The sequence below is a fragment of the Skermanella stibiiresistens SB22 genome (assembly GCF_000576635.1).
GTDB lineage: Bacteria > Pseudomonadota > Alphaproteobacteria > Azospirillales > Azospirillaceae > Skermanella > Skermanella stibiiresistens.
The window spans coordinates 25,213-50,142 of record NZ_AVFL01000016.1 but is presented as its reverse complement, the minus strand read 5'-3'; the positions used below and the strand labels follow the sequence as shown (position 1 = coordinate 50,142).

Annotated in this window: 22 protein-coding genes; 15 read left to right on the top strand and 7 right to left on the bottom strand. The window is 63.6% G+C overall.

What is annotated here, in order from left to right:
• Positions 1–36 precede the first annotated feature (36 nt).
• Positions 37–1,284 (bottom strand): ABC transporter substrate-binding protein, encoded by a 1,248-nt coding sequence (locus N825_RS20450; RefSeq protein ID WP_037456281.1) that lies wholly within the window; start codon positions 1,282–1,284, stop codon positions 37–39.
• A gap of 224 nt (positions 1,285–1,508) precedes the next feature.
• Between N825_RS20450 and N825_RS20445 the strand changes: the two genes are divergently transcribed.
• The 5 genes from N825_RS20445 to N825_RS20425 are packed head-to-tail and all read left to right on the top strand — an operon-like array spanning position 1,509 to position 6,766.
• Positions 1,509–2,429 (top strand): phytanoyl-CoA dioxygenase family protein, encoded by a 921-nt coding sequence (locus N825_RS20445; protein ID WP_051512699.1) that lies wholly within the window; start codon positions 1,509–1,511, stop codon positions 2,427–2,429.
• A gap of 41 nt (positions 2,430–2,470) precedes the next feature.
• Positions 2,471–3,634, top strand: a complete 1,164-nt coding sequence (locus N825_RS20440; protein ID WP_037456275.1) for an acyl-CoA dehydrogenase family protein — start codon at positions 2,471–2,473, stop codon at positions 3,632–3,634.
• Complete coding sequence (locus tag N825_RS20435; RefSeq protein ID WP_051512678.1) at positions 3,634–4,782, top strand: acyl-CoA dehydrogenase family protein; 1,149 nt, start codon at positions 3,634–3,636, stop codon at positions 4,780–4,782. The genes N825_RS20440 and N825_RS20435 overlap by 1 nt, the downstream gene beginning before the upstream one ends.
• Positions 4,779–5,978, top strand: a complete 1,200-nt coding sequence (locus tag N825_RS20430; RefSeq protein ID WP_037456272.1) for a CaiB/BaiF CoA transferase family protein — start codon at positions 4,779–4,781, stop codon at positions 5,976–5,978. Before N825_RS20435 ends, N825_RS20430 begins: the two co-directional genes overlap by 4 nt.
• Positions 5,978–6,766, top strand: a complete 789-nt coding sequence (locus N825_RS20425) for an enoyl-CoA hydratase/isomerase family protein (protein WP_037456269.1) — start codon at positions 5,978–5,980, stop codon at positions 6,764–6,766. The genes N825_RS20430 and N825_RS20425 overlap by 1 nt, the downstream gene beginning before the upstream one ends.
• A gap of 5 nt (positions 6,767–6,771) precedes the next feature.
• Here N825_RS20425 and N825_RS20420 read toward each other — a convergent pair whose 3' ends face one another.
• Complete coding sequence (locus N825_RS20420; protein ID WP_037456267.1) at positions 6,772–8,115, bottom strand: GntT/GntP/DsdX family permease; 1,344 nt, start codon at positions 8,113–8,115, stop codon at positions 6,772–6,774.
• Positions 8,116–8,453: 338 nt separating this feature from the next.
• Between N825_RS20420 and N825_RS20415 the strand changes: the two genes are divergently transcribed.
• The 4 genes from N825_RS20415 to N825_RS20400 are packed head-to-tail and all read left to right on the top strand — an operon-like array spanning position 8,454 to position 11,630.
• The gene (locus N825_RS20415; RefSeq protein ID WP_037456266.1) at positions 8,454–9,797 is read left to right on the top strand and encodes a hypothetical protein; all 1,344 of its coding nucleotides are present in this window, start codon (positions 8,454–8,456) and stop codon (positions 9,795–9,797) included.
• Positions 9,794–10,300, top strand: a complete 507-nt coding sequence (locus N825_RS20410) for a hypothetical protein (protein ID WP_037456264.1) — start codon at positions 9,794–9,796, stop codon at positions 10,298–10,300. Before N825_RS20415 ends, N825_RS20410 begins: the two co-directional genes overlap by 4 nt.
• A gap of 58 nt (positions 10,301–10,358) precedes the next feature.
• Positions 10,359–10,874, top strand: coding sequence for a hypothetical protein (locus N825_RS20405; protein ID WP_157619435.1), 516 nt, complete (start codon positions 10,359–10,361; stop codon positions 10,872–10,874).
• 15 nt (positions 10,875–10,889) lie between these two features.
• Complete coding sequence (locus N825_RS20400; protein ID WP_037456261.1) at positions 10,890–11,630, top strand: hypothetical protein; 741 nt, start codon at positions 10,890–10,892, stop codon at positions 11,628–11,630.
• Here N825_RS20400 and N825_RS20395 read toward each other — a convergent pair.
• Positions 11,627–13,822 carry a mechanosensitive ion channel family protein gene (locus N825_RS20395; protein WP_051512677.1) on the bottom strand — a complete coding sequence of 732 codons (2,196 nt, stop codon included), beginning with the start codon at positions 13,820–13,822 and terminating at the stop codon, positions 11,627–11,629. The genes N825_RS20400 and N825_RS20395 overlap by 4 nt on opposite strands.
• Positions 13,823–14,111: 289 nt before the next feature.
• Between N825_RS20395 and N825_RS20390 the strand changes: the two genes are divergently transcribed.
• Positions 14,112–14,417, top strand: a complete 306-nt coding sequence (locus tag N825_RS20390; RefSeq protein ID WP_037456260.1) for a DUF485 domain-containing protein — start codon at positions 14,112–14,114, stop codon at positions 14,415–14,417.
• 53 nt (positions 14,418–14,470) lie between these two features.
• On the opposite strand, the gene N825_RS20385 is transcribed toward N825_RS20390, so the two are convergent.
• On the bottom strand, positions 14,471–14,926 hold the full coding sequence (locus N825_RS20385) for a hypothetical protein (protein ID WP_051512676.1): 456 nt from the start codon (positions 14,924–14,926) through the stop codon (positions 14,471–14,473).
• 290 nt (positions 14,927–15,216) lie between these two features.
• Between N825_RS20385 and N825_RS20380 the strand changes: the two genes are divergently transcribed.
• Positions 15,217–15,516: an antibiotic biosynthesis monooxygenase family protein gene (locus tag N825_RS20380; RefSeq protein WP_037456258.1), complete on the top strand. Its 300-nt coding sequence runs from the start codon at positions 15,217–15,219 to the stop codon at positions 15,514–15,516.
• A 46-nt stretch (positions 15,517–15,562) separates the two neighbouring features.
• On the opposite strand, the gene N825_RS20375 is transcribed toward N825_RS20380, so the two are convergent.
• On the bottom strand, positions 15,563–15,781 hold the full coding sequence (locus tag N825_RS20375) for an HVO_A0114 family putative DNA-binding protein (RefSeq protein ID WP_342666035.1): 219 nt from the start codon (positions 15,779–15,781) through the stop codon (positions 15,563–15,565).
• Positions 15,782–15,883: 102 nt separating this feature from the next.
• On the opposite strand from N825_RS20375, the gene tnpA reads away from it, so the two are divergent.
• The 4 genes from tnpA to N825_RS37995 all read left to right on the top strand — a co-directional run bounded on the left by tnpA (position 15,884) and on the right by N825_RS37995 (position 21,751).
• Complete coding sequence (tnpA, locus tag N825_RS36730; protein WP_051512675.1) at positions 15,884–16,261, top strand: IS66-like element accessory protein TnpA; 378 nt, start codon at positions 15,884–15,886, stop codon at positions 16,259–16,261.
• A complete protein-coding gene (gene tnpB / locus N825_RS20365) occupies positions 16,258–16,611 on the top strand; it encodes an IS66 family insertion sequence element accessory protein TnpB (RefSeq protein ID WP_037456252.1) in 354 nt (117 codons plus the stop codon). Before tnpA ends, tnpB begins: the two co-directional genes overlap by 4 nt.
• Before the next feature lie 72 nt (positions 16,612–16,683).
• On the top strand, positions 16,684–18,264 hold the full coding sequence (gene tnpC, locus N825_RS20360) for an IS66 family transposase (protein ID WP_037456249.1): 1,581 nt from the start codon (positions 16,684–16,686) through the stop codon (positions 18,262–18,264).
• Between the two features lie 790 nt (positions 18,265–19,054).
• Positions 19,055–21,751 (top strand): AAA family ATPase, encoded by a 2,697-nt coding sequence (locus N825_RS37995; protein ID WP_084164912.1) that lies wholly within the window; start codon positions 19,055–19,057, stop codon positions 21,749–21,751.
• A 542-nt stretch (positions 21,752–22,293) separates the two neighbouring features.
• On the opposite strand, the gene fahA is transcribed toward N825_RS37995, so the two are convergent.
• Together fahA and hmgA are read right to left on the bottom strand one after the other, a co-directional pair.
• Positions 22,294–23,574, bottom strand: coding sequence for a fumarylacetoacetase (gene fahA / locus N825_RS20350; protein WP_198038793.1), 1,281 nt, complete (start codon positions 23,572–23,574; stop codon positions 22,294–22,296).
• 38 nt (positions 23,575–23,612) lie between these two features.
• On the bottom strand, positions 23,613–24,926 hold the full coding sequence (gene hmgA / locus N825_RS20345) for a homogentisate 1,2-dioxygenase (protein ID WP_037456243.1): 1,314 nt from the start codon (positions 24,924–24,926) through the stop codon (positions 23,613–23,615).
• Positions 24,927–24,930 lie beyond the last annotated feature (4 nt).

Sequence of the window (24,930 nt, the reverse complement as noted above, 5' to 3'; positions counted from 1 at the left end):
TCGCGTGTCATCGGCCCTGGATCACGGGACGATCCGTCACGGCTTCACCATCGGGCAGCCGCCCTCCGACATCGGACGGAACGCCTTGTCCCCCGGATATGTCGAGATGATCTTGTAGTAGTCCCACGTGCCCCGCATCTCCTCCGGCTTCTTCACCTCGACAAGGTAGATGTCGTTCAGGCTGCGGCCATCCTCGCGGATCCGGACGTCCTGCCACAGGGGGTCGTTGACCGGCGTCTTCTTCATCTGCGCCACCGCCACATCGCCCTTGTCGGAGCCGGTCGCCTCCACCGCCTTCAGGAAGTGGGTGACCATGGAATAGACGCCGGCCTGCGCCATGGTCGGCGCCCGGCCACCATTACGCGCCATGAAACGCTCGCTCCAGGTCCGCGTGCTGTCGTCGCGATCCCAATAGAACGCGGTCGCCAGCTTGATCCCCTGGGCGGCCTTGGGGCCGATCGAGTGGATGTCGGTGATGAAGGCCAGCATAGGCACGATGCTTTGTCCGCCCGAGGTGATCGCGAACTCGCCCGCCTGCTTCATCGCGTTGACCGTGTCGCCGCCGGCGTTCGCCAGCGCGATCACCTTGGCGCCGGACCCCTGCGCCTGCAGCAGGAACGAGGAGAAATCGGTCGAGTTGAGCGGGTGGCGGACGGTGCCCAGCACCTTGCCGCCCTGCTCGGTGACGAACCGGATGCCCTGCGCTTCCTGCGCGTGGCTGCCGACATTGTCGCCGGTCAGGAAGAACCAGCTATCCCCGCCATTGTCGACCGTCGCCTTGGCCGCCACGGTCGTCAGACCATAGCTGTCGAATCCCCAATGAACGGTGACCGGCGTGCAGCTCTTCCCGGTCAGGTCGGGACTGGACGCCGAGGTCACCAGGATGGCGCGGTTCTTGGCCTTGCCAAGCTCCTGGACCGCCAGCGTCACCGCCGACGTGGTCAATTCCAAGATCGCGTCGACACCCTTGTTGTCCATCCACTCGCGCGCCGTGTTGGACGCGATGTCGGGCTTGTTCTGGTGGTCGGCGCTGAGGATCTCGATCGGCACGCCGGCGACCTTGCCGCCATGGTCCTCGACCGCCATCTCCGCCGCGATCACCGACCCGCGCCCGCCGAAATCCGAGTAGACGCCGGACTGGTCGTTGAGCACGCCGAAGCGGACGACCCCATCGCTGATCTCCGCCCGCGCGGTCGCCATCGAAACGGCGCCGAGACCCAGCGCCACCCCGAGCGCCATCCCGACGGGGGTCGTCACCCTGAGCGCACCTGTCATGACCTTCATTCCTGTATCCTCCCTGCTTGCCTGTTCTAACCAGCGTTCTTATCCGAGCCGTGCCCGAAGGCATCGGCCGGCGGCGGCATGCGTGCAATATATTGCCAGTATAAGAGTGATATAAAATTCTTGCAATTCGGATTCTCCGGTGGATAATGAGCGACGATATATTACTCATGTATCGTGGAAATCGCGCCCCCAGCAAGAGGTTGGCGCCCATGGGAGGAGACGGCATGACACCCGAAGAGGTACTTTCGCACCGGCCCAAGATCCTGACCCAGAAGCAGCGCGAGGACTACTTTCGGGATGGCTACATCCTGGTCGAGTCGGTGATCCCCGCCGCCATCGTGGAACGGCTTCTGGACGTGACCGGCTCGTTCATCGAGCGAAGCCGCGAGGTGACCGCGTCCAACTCCGTTTTCGACATCGAGCCGGGCCACAGCGCCGCGGAACCCCGCCTCAGGCGGCTGTCGAGCCCGGTGGACCAGCATCCCGCCTATTGGGACTTCGCCTCCAGCGGCGTCGTCGCCGACCTGATGGAGGACCTCATCGGCCCCAACGTGAAGTTCCATCACTCCAAGCTGAACTTCAAATGGGCGAAGGGCGGTCAGGAGGTCAAATGGCACCAGGACATCCAATCCTGGCCGCACACCAACTACTCGCCCCTGACGATCGGCACCTATCTGCACGATGTCACCGACGATATGGGGCCACTGCTGTGCGTTCCCGGCAGCCAGGACGGTGAGCTGTTCGACCAGTACGCCGAGGACGGCTCCTGGGCCGGCTACATCCTGGACCGCGACTTGCCCCGGGTCGCGACGGAGAAGGCGCGAGCACTGTCCGGTCCGGCGGGATCGGTGACGATCCACAACTGCCGCACCGTCCACGCCTCGCTGCCCAACAACTCGCCGGTCGGCCGCCCCTTGCTGCTGCACACATATTCGGCGGCGGACGCCTTCCCCTATACCCCGAACCCGATCCCCAGCAGCCACGCCGGCGCGGTCATCCGGGGCGAGCGGACCCGCTGGGCCCGCCACGACACCCGGCCTTGCCTGGTGCCGCCCGACTGGTCCGGTGGCTACATCTCGGTCTTCGAGGTCCAGCAGAAGGGCGGCCAAGCCGGAGCCAAGGCATCCTCACCCGTCATGATGTGAGACGCGAGCCGACCAAGAGCCGCTCCCGATAAGAGGACGACATGCAGGGATTCCGCTTCAACCCGACGGCCTTGCCGCCGGAGGCCGAGGCCGCGCGGACGCGGGTGCGCCGGTTCCTGGCCGGCGAACTCGAAGCCGGCACCTACGCGCCGCACCGGTCGTCCTGGACGACGTTCGACGCCGGCTTCAGCCGCCGCGCCGGGGCCGCCGGGCTGATCGGCATGACCCTTCCGACCCGCTACGGCGGCCAGGAGCAATCCGATCTGGCGCGGTTCGTCGTCACGGCGGAATTGCTGGCCGCCGGGGCGCCCTGCTTCGCCCACTGGGTCGCCGACCGGCAATCGGCGCCCCAGATCCTGCGCCACGGCAGCGAGCGGGCCCGGCGCGAGATCCTGCCGCCGATCGCCAGAGGCGAATGCTTCTTCGGCATCGGCATGAGCGAGCCGGACGCCGGGTCCGATCTGGCCGCGGTGCGGACACGGGCGGTGCGGACCGACGGCGGCTGGCTGGTGACCGGCTCCAAGATCTGGACCTCCAACGCCCACCGCGTCCATTACCTGATAGCATTGGTGCGGACGGGGGATGCCGGGGAGAACCGCCACGGGGGTCTGACCCAGGTCATCGTCGACCTGTCCAAGCCGGGCGTCACGGTCCGTCCGATCCTCAACATGGCCGGACACCACGAGTTCAATGAGGTGTTCTTCAGCGACTATCTGGTGCCCGACGACATGGTGCTGGGTGCGGAGGGGCAGGGCTGGGAGATCGTCACTTCCGAACTGGCCTTCGAGCGTTCCGGTCCCGACCGCTTCCTGTCCGACTATCCGCTGCTGGTCGAGCTGATCGACCGCGTCGGCCCGACCCCCGACGCGCGCCAAGCGGTCGAGATCGGCCGTTTGATCGCCCATCTGGCCCCCCTGATGCGCATGTCCCGCTCGGTCGCCGGTCTCCTGCACCAGGGACAATCCCCCGAGGTCGAGGCGGCGCTGGTCAAGGACGTCGGCACCGCCTTCGAGCGCGAGGTGCCCGAGGTGGCCCGCCGCTTGGTCCCGGTCGAGGCGGAGATGGACTCCGGCGATGACGATGCCGCCGATCGCTTCGCCGACGCGCTGGCGCACACCGTGCTCGACGCGCCGGCCTATACCCTGCGGGGCGGCACCCGCGAGGTCATGCGCGGTGTCATCGCGCGCGGCCTGGGGCTTCGCTGATGGAGAGCGAAGTGAACTCGATCGACGCCCAGTCCAGGCCAGCCCCCGAGGCCGAGCCGGACATCTCCGCCATCGTGCTCGAACAGGCCGACCGCCTGTTCCATGAACATGTCACGCCAGCGGTCCAGGCCGACGCGGACCGGAGTGTCTGGCCAACCGACCTCTGGCGCGCCGTCGAGGAGGCGGGGCTCACCCTCGCCCTGGTGCCGGAACACGCAGGCGGCTTCGGGCTGCCGCCCGACGACGCGCTCCGCGTCATCCGGCGATCCGCCTGGGCCGCCGCCCCGATCCCCCTGGCGGAAACCATGGTGGCGGCGGGCCTGTGGAGCCTGACCGGCGGCGACGTGCCGGAGGGCAGCCTGACCCTCGGCCCTGTCAACCAAGCGGACGCCATCACCGCCGAGCGCCGCGCCGGTGGCTGGCGGCTCGATGGGCGGGTCCGCCGGATTCCCTGGGGAAGTGCCGCCGGGAACGTGCTGTTGCACGCCGTCTCGACCGACGGCGAACCCTTGGTCGCCTTGGTGCCCTCCGACACGCTCGACTGGGCGAGCCGCCGCAACCTCGCCGACGAGCCGCGCGACCGCCTGTCGCTGAGCGGTCTGGACGTTCGCTGGGACGCGGTCCATCCAGCACCCGCCGCGTGCCGCGACGGCTTCCTGCCGCTGGGCGCCCTGATCCGGTCGCAGCAGATGGTCGGCGCGTTGGAGCGGGCGCTGGATCACGCCTTGCTCCACGCCGGGGAGCGGCGCCAGTTCGGTCGGTCGCTGTCCAAGTTCCAGGCGGTCCAGCATATGCTGGCCGAGGCCGCCGGTCATTTCGCCGCCGCGACGGCTGCGGCCGATCTGGCGGCGGCCGAGTGGTCGGCCGCCGGCGGGCTGGAGGCGGGCGCCGAGGCCGTCGCCGAACTGGCGTTCCCGATCGCCGTCGCCAAGGCGCGGACCGGCGAGGCCGCCGGCATCGTGGCGGCGATCGTCCATCAGGTCCATGGCGCCATGGGTTTCACGCAGGAGCATCCGCTGCACTATTCGACCCGCCGGCTGTGGTCCTGGCGCGACGAGTTCGGCGGCGAAAGCCACTGGCAGGCGGAAATCGGCCGCCTCGTCTGCTCACGGGGAGGTGCGGCACTTTGGGAACGGTTGGCGACATGACGGAACGCTTCCGCGACGGACCCCTCACGGGGGTCCGGGTGCTCGATCTGACCAGCGTCATCATGGGTCCGATGGCGACCCACATCCTGGCCGACTTGGGGGCCGACGTCGTCAAGGTCGAGGGGCCGGAGGGGGACTCGTTCCGCAACTACAGGCCGCTGCGCAATCACGGCATGTCGGGCAGTTTCCTCAACCTCCACCGCAACAAGCGCGCCGTCCAGCTCGACCTCAAACAGCCGGCGGATCGCGCGGCGCTCGACCGTTTGATCGCGGAATCCGACGTCTTCATGCACACCATGCGGCCCAAGGCCATCGCCCGGCTCGGCTGCGCCTACGAGGACGTGCGGGCGATCAGGCCCGACGTGGTCTATTGCGGCGCCTATGGCTTCGGGGCCGACGGTCCCTACGCCGACAAGGCCGCCTATGACGACCTGATCCAGGCGGGCTCCGGCCTCGCCGGGCTGGCCGCCAAGGCCGGCGGCCGGCCAGCCTATCTGCCGACGGTGCTGTGCGACAAGCTGACCGGTCAGGCCATGGCCTACGCCGTCATCGCGGCGCTCTTCCAGCGGGCGATGGGCGGCGGCGGCCAAGCGGTCGAGGTCCCCATGTTCGAAACGACGATCGAGTTCAATCTCGTCGAGCACATGTTCGGCTTCGCCTTCGATCCGCCGCTGGACAAGCCGGGCTTCCCGCGGGTGCTCAACCCGCGCCGCCGTCCCTACGCCACCAGCGACGGCCACGCCTGCATCCTGCCGTATTCCGACCGCAACTGGACCGACTTCTTCGCCTTCACCGGCCGTCTGGAATTGGCCGACGACCCCCGTTTCCGAACCCTGCACGAGCGGGTCCTGAACATCGGCACGCTCTACGAGCTGGTCGAGGAGGAGGCGTCGAAGCGGACCACCGCCGAATGGGTCGCCTTCTGCGACCGGGTCAGCATTCCCTGCATGCCGGTGATCGCGCTGGAGGACTTGCCCGACGATCCCCATGTCGCGGCGGTCGGCCTGTTCGGCTTCGCCGAGCATCCCACCGAGGGGCGCTATCGCACCCTGCGGCGGCCGACCTCGTTCAGCGGCAGCCGCTTCCGGATCCGGCGGCACGCCCCACGCCAGGGCCAGGACACGGTCGAGGTTTTAAGAGAGGTCGGCGTCTCCGAATCCGACATCGCGATCATCATGAAACGGGAGACCGCCTGATGGCTGACCTGGATATCCGCGTCGACGATGGCATCGGCCGGATCACGCTCAACCGCCCCGAGCGCATGAACGCCTTCACCTTCGACATGATCGACGCCTGGGCCGAGGCCCTGCGGGAGTGGCGGACCGACGACGGGGTCAAGGTCGTGGTCGTGACCGGCACCGGCGCCGCCTTCTGCAGCGGCGGCGACATCGTCGAGATGGGTGACCGGCTGGAGCAGGCTCCCGTCCAGCGGAAGGACGAGCTGTTCAACCGCGTCCAGCGGATAGCCCTCGCCCTGGAGGACCTCGACAAGCCGGTGATCGCGGCGGTCAACGGCTCCGCCACGGGCGCCGGGATGGATTTGGCGCTGATGTGCGACATCCGCTACGCCGCCGCCGGCGCCCGGTTCGCCGAAACCTATGTACGGATCGGCCTCGTGCCGGGTGCGGGAGGCGCCCACTACCTGCCGCGGCTGGTCGGCGTCTCCAAGGCGCTGGAGCTGTTCCTGACGGGGGAGTTCATCGACGCCGAGGAGGCCCTGCGCGTCGGCATCGTCAACAAGGTCTTCCCCGACGACCAACTGGCCGCCGAGGTCGACAAGATCGCGCGCCGGATGACGCGGACGCCCTCGCTGACACTGCGCCTGCTCAAGCGCTCGATCACCCAGGGCTTGCGGAACGACCTCCGGACCAATCTGGACCTGATCTCGTCCCACTACGCCCTGGTGACCTCGACCGAGGACCATCGCCAAGCGGTCCGATCCTTCATCGAAGGCCGGGCCGCCCGACCTCCCGCCACCGGCTGAAGCCCTCAGCCGATGAACGCGCCGAGCAGCAGCACCATGGCGAAACCCACCAGCGACACGATGGTGACGGCCACGGTCCAGGACTGAAGCGTTTCCTTTTCGGTCAGGCCGAAGAAACGGTTGATCAGCCAGAAGCCGCTGTCGTTGACGTGGCTCAGGATCGTGCCGCCCGCCGCGATGGCGATGGTCGCCAGCGCCAGCTGCGGGCCCTCGACGTTGTTCTGCTGCAGGATCGGCGCGACCAGCCCGGCCGCCGTCACCATGGCGACCGTCGCGGACCCTTGCGCCACCCGGATCAGCGCCGCGACGACGAAGGCCAGCACCAGATAAGGCAGACCGGAGGCCGACATCATGTCGCCCAGCACTTGGCCGACGCCGCTGTCGATCAGGATCTGCTTGAACACGCCGCCAGCCCCGGTCACCAGGATGATGATGCCCGCGGGTTCCAGCGATTTGTTGACGATGTTCTGGATGTCCTCCCGGCTATAGCCCCGGCGCGAGCCGAGCATGAACATCGCCAGCAGCGTCGCGATCAGCAGCGCCGCGTAGGGATGGCCGATGAACACCAGGGTCGAGCGCAGCGGGTTGCCCTCGTCCAGCAGGATGGCGGAGGTCGTGCTCAGCAGGATCAGGAGCAGCGGCGTCAGGATGATCGCCAGCACCTGGGCGAAGCTCGGCAGCTCCCTGCTCTCGTCGATCTCGCCCAGCGTCACGTAGTCCGGAACACCCTTGGTGATGCGGCGCGAGATGTAGGAGCCCCAGACGGGCCCGGCCAGGATCATGGCCGGCAGGCCGCAGATCGTCCCGAACAGGATCACCCAGCCCAGATCGGCGCCCAGCAGGTCGGCGACCGCGATCGGGCCAGGGGTCGGCGGGATGAAGGCGTGGGTCACGGCGCCGCCCGCCGCCAGGGGAATGCCGTAGTATAGCAACGGCCTGCCGCTGTCGCGCGCCAGCCGGTACAGGATCGGCACCAGGATGACGATGGCGACGTCCAGGAAGACCGGGATCGAGACGATGAAGCCGGTCAGGCCCAGCGCCCACTGCACCTTGTCGTCACCGAACCTCCGGACCATGGTGCGGGCCAGCCGCTCGGCACCGCCGGAAACCTCCAGCATCTGGCCGAACATGGCGCCGAGGCCGACCACGACGGCGACGAAGCCCAGCGTCCCGCCCATGCCTTTCTCGATCGACTTGATCACGCCATCCAGCGGCATGCCGGCGGCGACGCCGACCAGCAGGCTGACCAGCAGCAGGGTCACGAAGGCGTGGAGCCTGACCTTGATGACGAGGAAGAGCAGGGCGGAAATGCCCGCCGCGGCGACGATGATGAGATACGCACCCGACATCGCCTCAGCTCCGTCGGGGAGGACGCGGACGCCCGTTCGCGCGCGTGACGGTGCTGATGATGGTCATTCTCGTTTCCTCTCCTCTCCTCTTTTCTTCCAACGGTCCTCTTCTCGGAAAGGGGCCGCACCGTCCCACCTGTCCTTGATCGCGCCCGATACCATCCCCAGGGAGGGCTAATCCCCGTCTGACACGACAGTCGAGCTCTTCCCCGATATTGGTTGGTGGAATCCAGTGGCGATGCGGCTCTGGTATATCAACGCAATTTCATAAAATGCGCTTGAAGAGCGCGGAGCTTCCGCGTCAATTTCGGCTGTGGAAAGTTGCAAGGCTGGTGTCCATGACCACCGTTGAGATAGACCTTTCACAGGACAAGCCGGCGCGCCTGATCGCGCGAGCCAAGCGCCTGACCATCCTGTTCGCCGTGGTCCAGGCGTTCCTCTTCCTGGTCTCCACCAAGGCGGCGGCGGACATGATCTCGTTCGTCATGCTCCTGGCGGGAGCCGGGCTGACGATGGAACTGCCAGTGGTCAAGGAGATGATGGCGACGCCCGAGGGCCAGGAACGGTTCATGGCGTATCTGATCAACAACGCCGGGGAGATCCGCGCCCATTGGAACATCGAATGGCCGCTGTTCCTCATCGTGTTTTCCGGCGTCGCCGTTCTTGGGGTGATCAAGAAGCTGAGGACGCGCAAACCGCGTTCGGGAACACCTTTGTCCGAATATCAACCGGGCGTGACGGTCCCCGAGAACCTAGCCGGTCGGGAACTGGTGCTGTCCAACCGCAGCGCCATCAGTCGCAAGAAGATATATATCGGCATCGACAGCGCCCGCTTCATCAAGACGAACCTCGTCTACTTCTTCTTCTTCCTACAGCACGAGTGGTTTCACCATAAATCGGGAGATACCACTTGGGTTCCCTTCGCGCGTTTCCTCAGCGACGTCTCCGCCGTGTTCCTCGCGGTGTATTTTGGAGCCATCGTCATCCCGTTCATTGTGCCCTTGGGCCCGCTCCACGCGTGGCCCGTCGTCTCCGGGCTCGCCATGGTTCTGCTGGCCCTGGTCGGGTTCTCCGTCATGCACCGGCTGTTCAAATACGATACCGGTCGCTTCATCTACTTCAAGGAACAGCTGGCGGATGGCTTCGCCGCCGCGAAGACTCCGATCACGCCATCCGAGCTGTTCGCCGGTGACGGCGTGGTGGGATCCGCCAGCCTGTTCGAGGAGGGACCGGCCGCGTACCAGCGCCGAATCTTCATCGAGAGCGAGCGGGCCGACCAGCCGGTGGCCCTGCTGTCCGCCATGCTGGTGAAATGGGCGCTGATCAGGACGGTCGCCATGATCGTCGCCACGTGGGCGCCGGTGACCATCGCGGCCATCCTCGTCATCGACCTGCTGCTGGCGGCCTGCGTGATTCCCTTCATTCGGACGGCATGGCGCCTGGGGACATCCGATCCGCCGCCCTCCACATGGATCGCCGCCACGCTTCCCCTCGTGGTCTTCTTCGTCATGGCTCCGCTCTGGCTGGGCTTCATCCTGACCAACCTGCCGGCCGGAACCTCGGGTACCGCCGATTGGACCTGGGTCCACTTCGTGATCGCCCTCCCCACGGCACCCGCCGTCCTCGCCTTCGTCTTCGTGGCGGGCATGGTGATCCGGCGCGTCACGAGGGCAATCCGGTGATCCGAAAGCTCGCGCTGGACCTCACCAGAACCTCGGGCCGGAGCCTGTCGCTGGCGATCCTGCTGGTGATGGCGCTGATCATGATCCTCATTGTCGGGGGAGCGGCAGTTACCGCGAAAATGCCTCACACCATCGATCTTTGCGCCACGGCCGTCGCGGCACTCCTGATGGTGACCAGCGCCTACAACAGCTTCACCTGGAAAGATACCGGTGGCGATCACTTCAGGCTGATGCTGCGCGCCGTCCTCCTGGAAGGCGCCCTCCTGATCGGTGGCATTCCGTTCATCGTCTACCTGTTCCACGCCATTGGCTGGATCGGCGTGATGGGCGACGGTCAGTCGCTCGATCCCAACTTCAAGGAACATCTCGATCACGCGCTGGGCAACCCCCCCGAGGGCGGCTTGATCGCGGTGGCGAAGGACGCGCTCGTGCTAGGGGCCGCCGTGACCCTGGTCTACGCCGCCCGATGGTGGCAGGTCCGCCACGACGCGGGCCGAGGATGAGCCGGACTGGGATGAGCCGGACTGGGATGAGCCGGACTGTGATGAAAGGAACCGATCCATGCCTGATCTCACGCGGGACTTGGCACTGAGGGTGGTGGCCGCAATCGCGCCGGAGGAGCGGGACCTGCTCGACGCGTTCTACGACATCCTGATCCAGGATGTCGCCGGGGCGGCGGCGGGCGGCATCGCCGAGCCCGGCTTCGGAAAGATGGGGGCGGGGCTCGAGAACGACGTGACCCGGCAGATCGTCTCGATCAGCCACGCCCTGACCAGGAGTGGCCCACGCGGCGCCTCCCGGGTCACGGCCGACGCGGCGCTGGATGAGCTTTGGCGACGGTGGTCCCGGCTTGAGGCTTGGGTGGCGGAGCGGGGTGGCGACCAGCGCATCGTCCCGGCTTTCCAGGCGGCACTGGTCGACCTGGGCGGCGCCACCACGGATGAGGCGTTGCTGGTCGCGACCGCGTTGCGGGTCTTCAGCCTTTCCGATCTGGAGGCCGATGACGCCGACAACGTGCTGGCGCGGGCGATGAGGTTTGATCCCAACCCGTCATCCCTTGGTCCCACCGGTGGTTGAGGGGGTGTTCCAAAGATGCGGATGAAATCCCCCCGCCCGGAGGAACCGGAGGACCAAGCGATACGCTGGGCCTACGACATCGCCTGCGCCGCGACGGGAGTGGCGTCCAACAACCGCGCTCACGTGGCCGAACTCTCACGCCACAAATGGGCGATCGCGCCAAGGCACCAGCAGGCCGCCATCGACCACGTGGCGGCCCTGAAGACCCGGCCGGATGTCAGTCGGATCGCCGGTTTTCGCCGGATCATGGGGGGCATGCCGGCATACAACGCGGTGGTCGGCCTGGAGGCGTTCGAGCGGCTATCCGCCGGGATCTCGGTCGCCGAGCGAACCCGCCTCGCTGAAACGATGCTCCCGTTCTCCTGCGCCCTGCTGGTGTTTCACACCTCCTACGCCTGGACCTTGCTGAACACCAACTCCGAGATCGAGTCGAACCGCGAGGTGTTGAGGTTGCTCGGCGTCGGCATGCCCGGACCGGAACTCGGCTATAAATTCGTCTGGAAGACGGAAACGGACTGGCTTTGCCGGCTGATAGTGGGTGTCGGGACCACCGTCGAAATCCCGGAGACGATCGATCGCGCGGGGCTGGACGTCGCCAAGGCCCGCGGACAGCTTCGTGGCGCTTCCCTGAAGCAGACGTTTCCCGCCCGGCTCGCGGACCTGGAGGCCTTGAGCGCCGATTGCTGGAAATTCCTCATCGCGGCCCGTGGCTGGGCGATGGCGAACATCGACCATGTTCCGATCGCCCAGTGCTAAGGGGCGGCGGCCGGCGGCCTCACCAGTTCCAAGCCCACATGCCCCACGGCGTTCTCGACTTCCGCCGGAGCGCCAGGGGAACCGCCGGAGACATGCACCGTCGGGAAGGCGAAGTGGATGCCGTTTTGCTCGAAGGCGGTCTTGATCGACGCGTAGGCCCGCCGGCGGATGACGAATTGTTCGCCCGGCTTCGTCATCATCTTCATGCGGATCTGGATCGCGAAGTCGCCGAACTGCTCGACCCCCTGCATCTTCAGGGTCTCGATGACATGCGGCGCGAACTCGGGATCGCTGGCTAGTTCCGCCCCGATGCGCTTGATGATCTTCTTCACCGCCGCGAGGTCCGTGTCATAGGGGACGTTGATGGACAGCTTGTCGATCACCCAGTCCCGGCTCATGTTCTGGACGGCGCCAAGGTCCCCGAAGGGCACGGTGTAGAGGGGGCCGCGATGGTGCCTCAGCTTGACCGAGCGGAGGCTGAACGATTCCACCGTTCCCTTGTAGCTGCCGCTCTGGATGTACTCGCCAACGCGGAAGGCGTCGTCGAGAAGATAGAACATGCCGCTGATGATGTCCTTGACCAGCGTCTGCGCGCCGAACCCGATCGCGACGCCGACCACTCCCGCCCCGGCGATCAGCGGCGCGATCTCCACCCCCATCGCCGAAAGCACCATCAGGCCCGCGACGACCACGACGGTGATGAACAGCATGTTCCGCAGGATCGGCAGCAGTGTGCGCAACCGCGACAGCCGCCGCGCCTCCTCGCCGTCGGGATCACCCAATTCCCGCGGCTGGGCCAGTTTGCCGTCGATCACCGCCTTGGCGACATGCCACGCGAGATCCGCCACCAGCACGATCAGCGAGGCGTTCAGGACACCGCGCAGAAGCCGGGTCGGCGTGGTGTCGCGGCTGGAAAGCTCGATCAGGTCGATGTTCCAGGCGCGGCTCAGCAGAAGGGCGGCACCGATGAGGACGACGGCCCGGGCTCCCCGTTCCAGGATGACCGCCGTGACGCCGGGAACGCCAGGGGAGGGGGCCTCCGCCGTATCGCCGGTATCTGACGGGCGCAGCACATGCCGGACCGACCGCCGCGTCAGTTCCATCGCCTTGGGCAGTGCCACCCCCACCACGACCAGCCAGAACACCGCCATGGCTTGCGCGACCCAGAGCAGCCAGAGCCCCACCAAACAGCCGGACAGCAGCCAAGCACCGCCATGGCCCCCCGGCTCATCCTCCGAACGCGGGCTTCGCCAGACGCTTTCCAGCCCAAGGGCAAGCAGTCCCAATCCCAGCGCGTAGCCGATGATCTGCCGGGCTTCGAGCGAAACGCCCAGGACTTCCAGCTGTTCCACGGTGATGTAGCCGAACGCGAACCATCCGACGATCAGCGCCAGCCTGCGGTACCAGAACCGCGCCAGCGACGTCGTCACGGGAACGATGCGAAACCGCTCGACCTTCGGCGCCAGCAGGAACCGGCCGAGGACCAGCGCCAGCCGCACCGCCAGGAAGGCGATCAGGTATCCAAGCACGAGGGTCCGCAGCAGGGGCGGCCAGTCGAACGCCAGGAACGAGCCGACGCTGCCCAGCGCGAAGGCGAGCACCAGCCCTGCGGCCAGCATGAAACGCCGCCAGATCAGCCGCAGGCGATCGTTCACCGTTTCCGGCCGGGCATCGATCAGCCTCGTCCGGACACGCCCCGTTGCCCGCCAGACCAGCAGTTCGCACCCCAACCCGAGCAGCGCGAAACCGGCGATCAGCGGGCTAAGCCGAACCAAGCCCCGATCCCGCTGTTCCAGCATCAGGACCGATCCCGCGCGGTGGAGTTCGTCGGGAACCCGCGGCAGCGCGCTCGAAAGACCAAGCAGGTGCCGCTTGACCGTCATCAGCCGCGCTGTCGCGTACATCGACACCAGCCCCGGATCGTCGGCCGCCATGACAGGCGCCGGAGCGGGTGGGCCGGACCGCCGTTGTTCGATCCAGCCGCGAACTGTCGGATCGTCGAGCAGGTCGATCAACTCGCGCACCCGCCCGGGAACCTCGCCTCCGCCGTCCTCGGCCACCGCCGCGGTTTGGGCGGCGACAGGCCCGGCTCCCATCATGGCGAAGTCCATCCCCAAGAACAGAACCGCCAAAGCCAACAGGGTTCGCCGAACCCCGACCGAGAGCCAGTAAAACGCGGAGCGGCCCTTCATGACGTCGCGCGAACTCCCCAGTGAATCCCGCCGTGCCCGCCGTTACCCTTCGGAACTTGTTCGTGGCGGCCATCATCACACGGCCATCGCAGTCGGAACAGCGAAGACTTCCCCGGCACCCCTCCGACGAGCGCGGTCCGCCGGCTCCCGAAACCAGCCTCAACGTCCCTTTATTTCCATGAGAATTTCCCAACCCCAGACGAAAAAGGGAGTACGCTAAATCCACGATAAATAAATACAGCGTCGCACGAAGGCGGACGAGAAATCAGCCTTCCAAGGAATTCTTGAAATGCGCCCGGAATTGACCAGCAGGATCAGAGCCAATCCCAAATTCGCCGAGCTGATCCATAAAAGGACGAAGCTCGGCATTCAGCTTTCGGTCCTGATGCTCGTGATCTACTACGGCTTCGTCCTGGTCGTGGCGTTCGCCCCCAGCGTGCTCGGCATCCCCGTCTATGGTGTGATAACCCTTGGGCTCCCGGTCGGCCTCTTCATCATCGTGACGGCCTTCCTGCTGACCGGCATCTATGTCCACCGCGCGAATTCCGAATTCGACGACCTGACCCGCCAGATCATCGACGACGCCAGAACCTGATAGCGGCCGAGCCGCCCGGCGCGACCGCAACCGCGCCGGACGGCCCAACCTCTTCAGGAACGGGTGAAACTCGTTCCTTCGCCGAAAGCCGTGATTTCCCCCACGCGCCTCACGCCCGAGAGCCGAGCATCCCGGCCGCTCAGCAAGCCATCCCCGATCACCACGGCCATGAACAGCGTCATGGAGAGGATCGCCATCGCGGCGCCCGCCAGCGTGACGCCCAGCGCCACCGGCCCGCCGATGGTCAGCGTCACCGCCAGACCGCCGCTCATCCCGATGAACCCAACGACGCCCGTGCCGACCTGCGTCCACGCCAGCGCCGCCGGCCGTTTGTCCCGCCCCCGGTGATAGAGCCCATACAGGCTCATCGTCACCCAGCCCAGAAGGTTCAGATGGGCGTGCGCCGGTGCCAGCGTGAAATCATGCGCCAAGCCCATGTAAAGCCCCACGGACATGCCGGTCAGAGCCGCCGCCGCGGCGGCGACGAAGCAAAAATATTCGATCTTCATTTCGATTCCCATAGGGTCTGACTGGGACCACCCGCCGGACACGCGCCGCCATTTCCGACACACGCTCCGATCCCTGGGGTGACCTGGAGCCGAAACTACCCGGCTGCCGCCAAACCTCTTGTGAACCCGCTCACACCTCCCGGCTCTCTTCCGGTCAGAAAATTTCCCCACCCCGAAATTTCCCGACGATTTCTCCCGCACGCCTTGCGCTAAAATGCTGACGACCACCCGCGCATCGTTCATGATCGCCCGCGCCGACCGGCACTCGATCGCTTCAAAGGAAGAACTCAATGGTTTGGGAAATCGCCCGCATCACCGTCAAACCCGGTATGGAGCAAGCCTTCGAGGAAGGCGCCACCCAGGCGGTCCCGCTTTTCCGCAACGCCAAGGGATGCCTTGGGATGGAGTTGCAGCGGTCGATCGAGACCCCCTCTGGCTATCGCCTCGTCGTCCAGTGGGAGACCCTGGAGGACCACACGGTTCACTTCCGCGGCTCCGAAGACTTCCAGAAATGGCGCGCCCTCGTCTCCCACTGCTTCGACGGACCGCCGGCGGTCGAACATACCAATCAAGTGGTTTTTGGGTTCTAGAGGGTCGGAGCTGGGGCGCTCGGCCTCCCGGTGGGCCGAGCTTCCGTCATGCCGCCTTGGTCAAAGTGAAGTCGACATGAACCGCGTCGTAGGGGAAGACGATGTGGCCCTCGGCGGTACGGTAGAGAATGCCGGCGTTGAGAAGCGCCCGCACATTCCCATGGACCGCCTTGACGTCGCGGCCAACGCGCCGGGCGGCCTCGCGAATGGTCATCGCACCCTCGCCAGTCATCGACCTCAGCAGTTCCCAGCGCTTCCGAGTCAAGGTCGTAAGCGTCCGGGGAACGCCGCCTTTTCATCCGTGCCATGATGTTGGAAGAGAGGGTTTTCGGAGGCTCCATCGGAGTCCGTACGGAGGCTCACAAGGATGCAACGTGTCGAGATCATCACCGGACGGGAGCGGCGCCGACGCTGGAGTTTGGAGGAGAAGGCGCGGCTGGTCGAGGAAGCGTTCGCGCCGGGAGCGATCATCTCGCACGTGGCGCGCCGCCATGAGGTTGCCGAGAGCTGCCTCTATGCGTGGCGCAAGCGGCTATCCACCGGCAGGAACGGGGCTGGCGACGACGCGCCCCTTCTGATTCCGGTCAAGCTGTCCGAACTGCCAGCTTCGGTCGTCGAGGGCGAACGGATCGGGTCGGATCGGGTGGCCGTCACGCTGCCCGACGGAACGCGCCTGGAAGCCGGAGCCGGCTATCCCGTGCCGGCACTCCTGGCCCTGGTCGCCGCCCTGGGGAGCCGGCCATGATCGCGGTCCCGCAGGGCATGAAGGTCTGGCTGGCGGCCAAGCCGGTTGACATGAGGAAGGGGTTCGACGGACTGGCCGCGGTCGTCCAGGAACAGCTGAGCAAGGACCCGTTCTCCGGCCATCTCTTCCTGTTCCGGGGCCGACGGGGCGACCTGCTGAAGATCCTGGCGTGGGACGGCCAGGGGCTGTGCCTTTTCGCCAAGCGGCTGGAGAAGGGCCGGTTCGTCTGGCCCAGCCCGGCCGCGGAGCAGGTCCGGCTGACGCCGGCGGAACTGGCGATGCTGCTCGAGGGCATCGACTGGCGCGCCTTGCGCCGGACCGACGAACCGGCTCCGACACGGGCGGCCTGAAGCCCCGCGGCGCGATGACTCATCCCGGCAAGGTCCGATGCCCGCGGCCGGCAGGCGGGGTATACTCGGGACATGGTCACCCGCTCCGCCCCGATCCCCTTACCCGACGACGTCACGGCGCTCCAGGCGCTGATTGCCGACCTGACGGTCCGGCTGGCCGAGCGGGACCGGGCGGTGACGGCGCGCGACCGGATCATCGAGACGCTGAAGGACCAGCTCGCGGCCCTTCGGCGGCGGCGGTTCGGGCAGAGCTCCGAGAAGCTCGACCGCGCCGCCGACCAACTCGAGTTGCAGATCGAGGATCTCGAGCAGGAACAGGCGGAACGCGACGCCGGTTTGGCGCCTTGCCCCGCGTCGCCGACGGCGGAGCGGCGGCATCCGGTGCGCAAGCCCCTGCCAGCCCACCTGCCGCGCGAGGAGGAGGAACTGCCGCCGCCCTACGCGGCCTGCCCCGGCTGCGGCGGGGATCTGCGGCGGATCGGCGAGGACGTGAGCGAGGTGCTGGAGGTGGTTCCGGCCCGGCTGCGGGTGCGCCGGTACGTCCGCCTGGTGATGGCCTGCCGGTGCTGCGGCGACATCAGCGAGGCGCCGCCGCCGCCCGTGCCGCTGCCCAAGAGCAACGCCGGGGCCAGCCTGTTGACCGACATCGTGCTGTCCAAGTACGACGACCATCTGCCGGCCTACCGTCAGGCCGAACGCTTCGCGCGCGACGGTGTCGACCTGCCGCGCTCGACCCTGACCGACTGGCTCGGCCGGACCGCCGCCCTGCTGAAGCCGCTGGCCACGCGCATCGCCGAGCACGTGGTGCGGTCGTTCAAGCTGCATGCGGACGATACGCCGGTCCCGGTGCTGGCGCCCGGCGCCGGCAAGACCCGCACCGGCCGGCTGTGGGTCTATGTACGTGACGACCGCGCCAGCGGCGACGCCACCGCCCCGGCGGTGCTCTACCGCTACGCTCCCGACCGCAAGGCGGAGCGACCGAAGGCGCACCTGGCCGGATGGAGCGGCGCCTTGCAGGCCGACGGCTACGCCGGGTTCAACGCGCTGTACGAGGCCAGGGGAACCGACCCGCCCGTCGCGGTCGAGGTGGCCTGCTGGGCGCATGTCCGCCGCAAGTTCTTCGACATCCACCATGCCCACGCCAGCCCGGCGGCGGCGGAGGTGCTGGAGCGCATCGGCTCGCTGTATGCGGTCGAGGACCGGGTGCGCGGCAAGCCGCCGGCGCGGCGGGAAGCCGCGCGTCAAACCGATGCCGCGCCGGAAATCGCGGACCTGCGCCGCTGCCTGGAGCGACTGCTCGGTCAAGTCTCCGGCAAGTCGGCTCTCGCCGAGGCGATCCGTTACGCGCTGACCCGCTGGGCGGCGCTGACCCGCTACCTTGCCGACGGGCGGCTGGAAATAGACAACAACATCGCCGAACGCTCGATGCGCACTGTCGCCATCGGCCGCAAGAACTGGCTGTTCGCCGGATCCGATGCCGGCGGCGACGCCGCCGCCGTCTACTACACCCTGATAGAAACCGCCAAGGCCAACGGCGTCAATCCCCGCATCTGGCTGACCCGCGTGCTGGAGACCATCGGCCGCGACCGCGATCTCACCGACTACGACAAGCTCCTGCCCTGGGTCATGAGCTTCGATCCAGAGATCTGCTGACGGGCGTTCCTCGGGCGCTTACTCAAGGTCTGCCACAGGAGTTCGACTGACTCGAACGAGATATGGGCACCTTGCCGCTCACCGCCGAAAGCCGACAGAGCCCGCCGCGTCACATCCTCGCGGGAAGCGATCGAGAGTGTCACCGTGTTCATGCAAGCCTCCATCGACTCACATTTAACAAGATTAAAAGTTGCATTTGGAATTTTACAATCAACCCCGACATGGTCCGATTTCAACCTTCTTTGACCTCACTACCGATCACTTCATTTGTCGACCTGTTAACACAACCCGAACATTAATACCTAAGTCGTTAATTTCTCTACGTTATAATGATTTTTGTAGCTGTTTCTAATTGGCTAGCGAAGATTGCAAGTAACTTGGAAAACGCGTGCGAGGAGGGGGTAGTTTGCGGAATGGCGAGCAAGGATGCAGGGGAGATCCACGAGTTATTGCTTAGTGTAGCTGTCACAAATCCGGCTAGCAACGTCGAGGCCATTGACTGTCCTGCTCTGATATAGGCTTTGCTTTCCGCTCTTAATCTGATTCACCTAGCCAGTGATTTATCGCGTTTCAAGCAAATCTCAATAATTTTTACTAAATCTATTTTTGCATCATAGCAAAATGCACAACCATAGATATTATAGATTTGTGTTGTGCCGGCTCAGAGTCGATCGTACAACTAAGTGCTTGACTGAGAGTTCAACAAGACGGTATTTTTTTGCGCTGTACCTAGTTCACAAATTGATATTGCACAAAAACTAAAGAACCTGATAAAAAGGCCAAGCACCAAATGAATGATGTAATGTCGTTGCCATACATTAAGAGCGTTCAGATCAGATATTTCAGATCGTTATACAAAGCCAGACTGGATTTTAACGGCAATTTGAATATCATCACTGGTTCAAACAACGCCGGAAAGTCAAATTTGCTCAAAGCTCTCAATCTTTTTTTCAACGGTGAAACTGAATGGCAAGAAGCCTTAAATTTCTTGCGCGATTATTCCAACCAGAGAAGCAATGAGGCGAAGCGACGTAACCCTAAAACGCGGCCTTCGATTTCGATAGCGGTCACATTTTCTCGAGGCGATTTTTTTGAAGACGCACTTCCAGCAACATTTACTGTCACGAAAACTTGGTTTGATGGAGATCATAAAGAGAAAATCTCCATTTATAGCGGGCGTCAAGATCCAGAGAGTAAGTTTAGCTTGGAATCGGCATACATATTGCAAATTGTAGAGATATTTCTCAGCAGACATCGATATGTATACATACCTGCCATAAAAGACCTGAACGTTTTTCAAGGTCTTATGAAGCATCTGCATAGATCAATATTTGAACTAGACGAGAAAATTCATAAAAGCTTTGACAATGAAGTAGAAGGATTTAACAGATACCTTAAGGTCACGACTGAGTCTCTGAGGAAGGATTTTTCATTAGCCACCGATATTTCTTTGAACTTTTCATTGCCCCGCAGCTTACCTGACCTTTTTCAATCTATACTTATCACAACGATGCAAGCTGAGCAGGTAGGAACTTCAATGAACATAGATGCTTTGGGAGATGGATTGCGTTTACGGATGATTCCAACTATTTTGGATTATATCGCAAAAAAATCAAAGCATCGGTTCCTTTGGGGGTTTGAAGAACCGGAAAATTCAATGGAATTCCGCATAGCAAGTCAGATGTTCCAAAGGTGCGCAGATGAATACAGGAAAAGCTCCCAAATATTTATCACTACCCATAGTCCCGCGTTTATCTCCGTTGACGATCCCCGCTGTTCATTATATCGAGCAATTAAAGCTGGAGGTACTACAACGATTACTAATGTAGCTCATCCTCACGCTACGGACATTGATGACCTTACATTAGCCGAGGAGCTTGGACACATATCTCTTATGTCGCAGCTGCGTAATCTGATGCATCGCAAAATAGCAGAAGCTGAGGAGGCAAAGGTTTATACCAAGCAGTTCGAAGCTCAAGCGGCTGAGCTTGAGGAGAGGATCAAGCGGTTTTCAAAGCCTGTTGTAATCACCGAAGGAAAAACGGATGTCATGATATTATCAACTGCATGGAGTAAGCTTTTTCCGAACCAAAATGCTCCATTCGATATAACATCGTGTGATACTACTCCTGAAAACATATCCACCGGCGGCAGCGCTGGTGTGGGAACCCTAACCAAGCATTTGTGTTCGGTGATCCCTTCTGTCTCTACGTTAAAAATCGGCATCTTTGACAACGACGGAGATGGCAAAAAAGCCTTCCAACTAGACAGAAACTTTGAGATATTTCCTGAAAAAGATTGGATAAAGGTGCATAAAAATCGCAGAGCTTATGCCCTGCTACTACCGCCTATTCCAGAGAAGCAGGATTGGGTTGAGGCGGAGAACTTGTCAATAGAGTTCATGTTTGATGAAGAGTTTCTAAAAACAAAGATTGATGATTATGGTCTTGTCCTCAAGCCAGGATTGCTCATAATGAAATTTGGCAGCATAACGGTAGAATCCTCCTTATCGGATCAGCTTCAGTTCATGAAGGTCGATAGTGACTCAAAAATGGGTTTTGCCGAGCACGTTGTGCCTACCCTACCAGAGCGAGCTTTCCAGAATTTTAAGACAGTTTTCGATAATATTTTGGAAATAATTTCGGTGTCGACCAGCGATGAAGAGCCAGTGGGAATCCATACATCAAGTGTAAAAGGGAAAGTCGAGAAAAAACCGCCCAAAACTAAGCTGGATAAAACCAACGTCGCTACTCAGCTTACTGAGCTTACTGAAGGAACATTCAACTCACTTGAAAGTGAGTATGAGCACCAACTGACTCAGAGTATATTCTTACTGAATTGCAATCCACACCCGATCGTTGATGCTTACTCACATTCCCTCCAAGAAAAGGTCTCAATTGCAGAGCTTCAGAAGCAGTATGGAGAGAAGAATGTCTCTGTTTTATTGCGCTTTCGCCTGATCGATTTCGACGGACAGCCACAGATACCTCTCTGGAGTAACAGCACGAATGCTAAGAGCATTGTTCGGGGTGCTGCGTCTCGTCACGAAGTTATAGAATTTGTGAGGCCACTGATACGTGAGGACCCTCTCGTATCACCTAAGAGCATAGGTGATTCAGTCGCAAAGAAGTTTGGCATCACAAGCTGGACGGGTGGGTCTAAGCACAAAATTGGTGGATCTCTACGGAGTTGGGTTCTCTGGCTTGAGGAGGAAGAAAAAGATCCTGAAAAGCCGATGACCGAAGATGACATTATCAATGAGATCCTTAGTAATGGAGGCATATCTCCGGATATTCGTCTTCTTCTAAGCGACGGATCTCACAGATCGCATGGGAGGCGCCCAGTTCTCAATGAACTAGGAATGCGGGTAATGCGTAGAATGGTTTTAGATTATGGTATCATGAAGGGAAAAGTCGCAGACCTTCTTAATATTGGACATAGCACAGTTTATAAGTACTTTCCAAAATCTGAAGGACCAGAGAGGTGATGATCAAGATTAGTGATGGAAGCTGATGCGGGAGGTCATTGCTTCACCGCCTGGACGCGGGCATTGGCTTCGCGCCATGCGGTGAAGAGATCCGAGTCATTGGTGTATGGGGCCTTGATGAACTCCGTAAGCTGGACGTCAGATGGTATGAACTGGAGGCCCGGTCCGATAGTCTTGATGTAGCGCTCGGCTAACTCGTCCGCTCCGACGTCGGTGCCGGTTACGACAGATATGCATCCCACCATATCAACGATCCAGTCTATCTTGATCCTGTTACCGTGACTGTCCGACCGGGATGTCATTTCCGGATCGCTGGTCCTGATCGCGCTGGAGATCTCCTCTCTGGTCTTGCCTCCACCCGGACACTAGGATAATATTCCGGAAACTCGTAGCCCCGCCAACCCCGGCCAACCCATCACCGAAGGCGCCCGCGAATGATGACTTCCGGCGCCCCGATGATCACGAATGATGACATTTTGGCCGCATTAGGGGGGGTGATCAACGCCACATCCTCCAAACAAGCACCGTCCAAACCCCGAGCCCTATCCAACCTCCAGCGTCGGCAGCACCCGTCCGGCCACCTCACCGAACCCCACGCGATAGCCGATCCCCTGGCACCATCCTGTCATGATCACCTCGTCGCCATCCTCCAGGAAAGTCCGCCGCGCGCCGCCCGCCAAAACCAGCGGGTCCCGCCCGTTCCAGGTCAGTTCCAACAGGCTGCCGAACGAGTCCGCCTCATGGCCGCTGATCGTGCCCGACCCCATCAAGTCGCCCGCCTGCGTGTCGCAGCCGGAGACGGTGTGATGGGCCAGTTGCTGCGCCATGCTCCAGTACAGATGCCGGAAGTTCGTCCGGCAGACCACCGTGACCCCATCACCACCCGCCGGCCTCAACCCCACCTCCAACCGGATATCCAACGCAGCCGCACCCCCGCCATGCCGCAGATAGGGCAGGGGCTCCGGCTCCTGCGCCGGGCCGGCGACGCGGAAGGGTTCCAGCGCGTCCAGCGTCACCACCCAGGGCGAGATCGAGGTGCCGAAGCTCTTGGCGTTGAACGGACCCAGCGGCACATATTCCCACTGCTGGATATCCCGAGCGCTCCAGTCGTTCATCAGCACCATGCCGAAGATGTGGCGCTCCGCGTCGCCGACCGGGATCGGCTCCCCCAGCGGGTTGCCCTCGCCGATGATGAAAGCCGTCTCAAGCTCGAAATCCAGCTTGCGGCTCGGGCCGAAGGCGGGAAGCTCCGCGCCCGGCGGCTTGGTCTGCCCGTTGGGCCGCCGGATCGGCGTCCCACTCACCACGACCGAACTCGCCCGACCGTTATACCCGACCGGCAGATGCAGCCAGTTCGGCAACAGGGCGTTGGCCGGATCGCGGAACATCGACCCCACATTGGTCGCGTGCTCGCGCGACGAATAGAAGTCGGTATACCCGCCGATCTCCACCGGCAGGTGAAGCCTGACCCCCGCCACCGGCACCAAGGCCCGCTCCCGCAGCGCCCGATCGTCCCGCAGGCGCGGGTTGTCGTGGCGCAGCAACCCGCTGACATCGGCCCGCACCCGACGCCACACCTCCCGACCCCTCGTCATGAAACGGTTGAGGCTGCGACCATCGAACACCGGCGAGTCCCCCGCCGTCAGCAACCCCTCCCGCTCCAGCACCGCCAGATCCAGCACCCACTCCCCGATCGCGACGCCCACCCTCGGCCGCGGCTCCGCCTCCATCGAGAACACGCCGAACGGCAAGTTCTGGATCGGAAAATGGCTGTCCGCCGCGACATCCACGAAGCTCCTCAGACCGGGATCATTGGGGTTCATCACCGTTCCCATCGGCTCATCCAACCCACCCAACCCCCTCACGGCCGATCCGGCGTGAAGCGCTTCCTCAACCCCTCCCAGCAGCGGAAATACTCATGCTGAAGCTGGGCGGTCTCGATCGCGAAGCGGGTCGGGCGGATCACCGCGCGGGTTTCGACCATGAAGGCCATGGTGTCGGTCACCGGCTGCGGCTTCGACGTGTCGGCGGCGCTGGCCTTCTCGACCGTCTCGGCGTCGGGGCCATGGCCGCTCATGCAATTGTGCAGGCTGCATCCGCCCGGCATGAAGCCTTCCTGCTTGGCGTCATAGACGCCGTGGATCAGGCCCATGAACTCGCTGGCGACGTTGCGGTGGAACCAGGGCGGCCGAAACGTGTCCTCCGCCACCAGCCAGCGCGGCGGAAAGCAGACGAAGTCGATGTTGTCGACGCCCGGCGTGTCGCTGACCGACTGGAGCACCAGGAAGATCGACGGATCGGGATGGTCGAAGCTGATCGACCCGATCGTGTTGAACCGGCGCAGGTCGTATTTGTACGGCGCGTAATTGCCGTGCCACGCCACCACATCCAGCGGCGAATGGCCGATCCGGGTGGACCACAGGTTTCCCAGGAACTTGGCGACCAATTCGGCGGGCTCGTCGCGGTCCTCGTACCACGCCACCGGCGTCTGGAAGTCGCGCGGATTGGCGAGCCCGTTGGCGCCGATCGGCCCCAGGTCGGGCAGCCGGAACAGCGCGCCGAAGTTCTCGCAGACATAGCCGCCGATCACGCCGTCCAGCGGCTCGACGCGGAAGCGCACGCCCCGCGGGATCACCACGATCTCGCGCGGCTCCGCGTCGATCAGCCCGAACTCGGTCGCGAAGCGGACGCGGCCCCGCTGCGGCACGATCAGCATCTCGCCGTCGGCGTTGTAAAAGTACCGGTTCCCCATCGCCTGGTTGGCGGCGTAGAGGTGGATGGCGCAGCCGGCCTGCGCCTCCGGCCCGCCATTGCCGCCCATCGTCACCAGCCCCTGGACGAAGTCGGTCGGCTCGACCGGCGGCGGGGGAGGGTCCCAGCGCAGCTGGTTGGGCGGTGTCGGCACCTCGTCGAACCGGCTCCGGATCAAGCCGGCGTCGATCCGCTCGAACGGCGGATGCGCCACGGCGGGGCGGATGCGATAGGTCCACGACCTGCGGTTCTCCGCCCGGGGTGCCGTGAAGGCCGTCCCGGAGATCTGCTCGGCGTACAGGCCATAGGCCGGGCGCTGGGGCGAGTTGCGGCCGACCGGCAGCGCGCCGGGCAGGGCCTCGGTCGCGAACTCGTTGCCAAAGCCGGTCTGGTACGCCAGCTTTTCCATTTCCGTCCCAATCATGCGG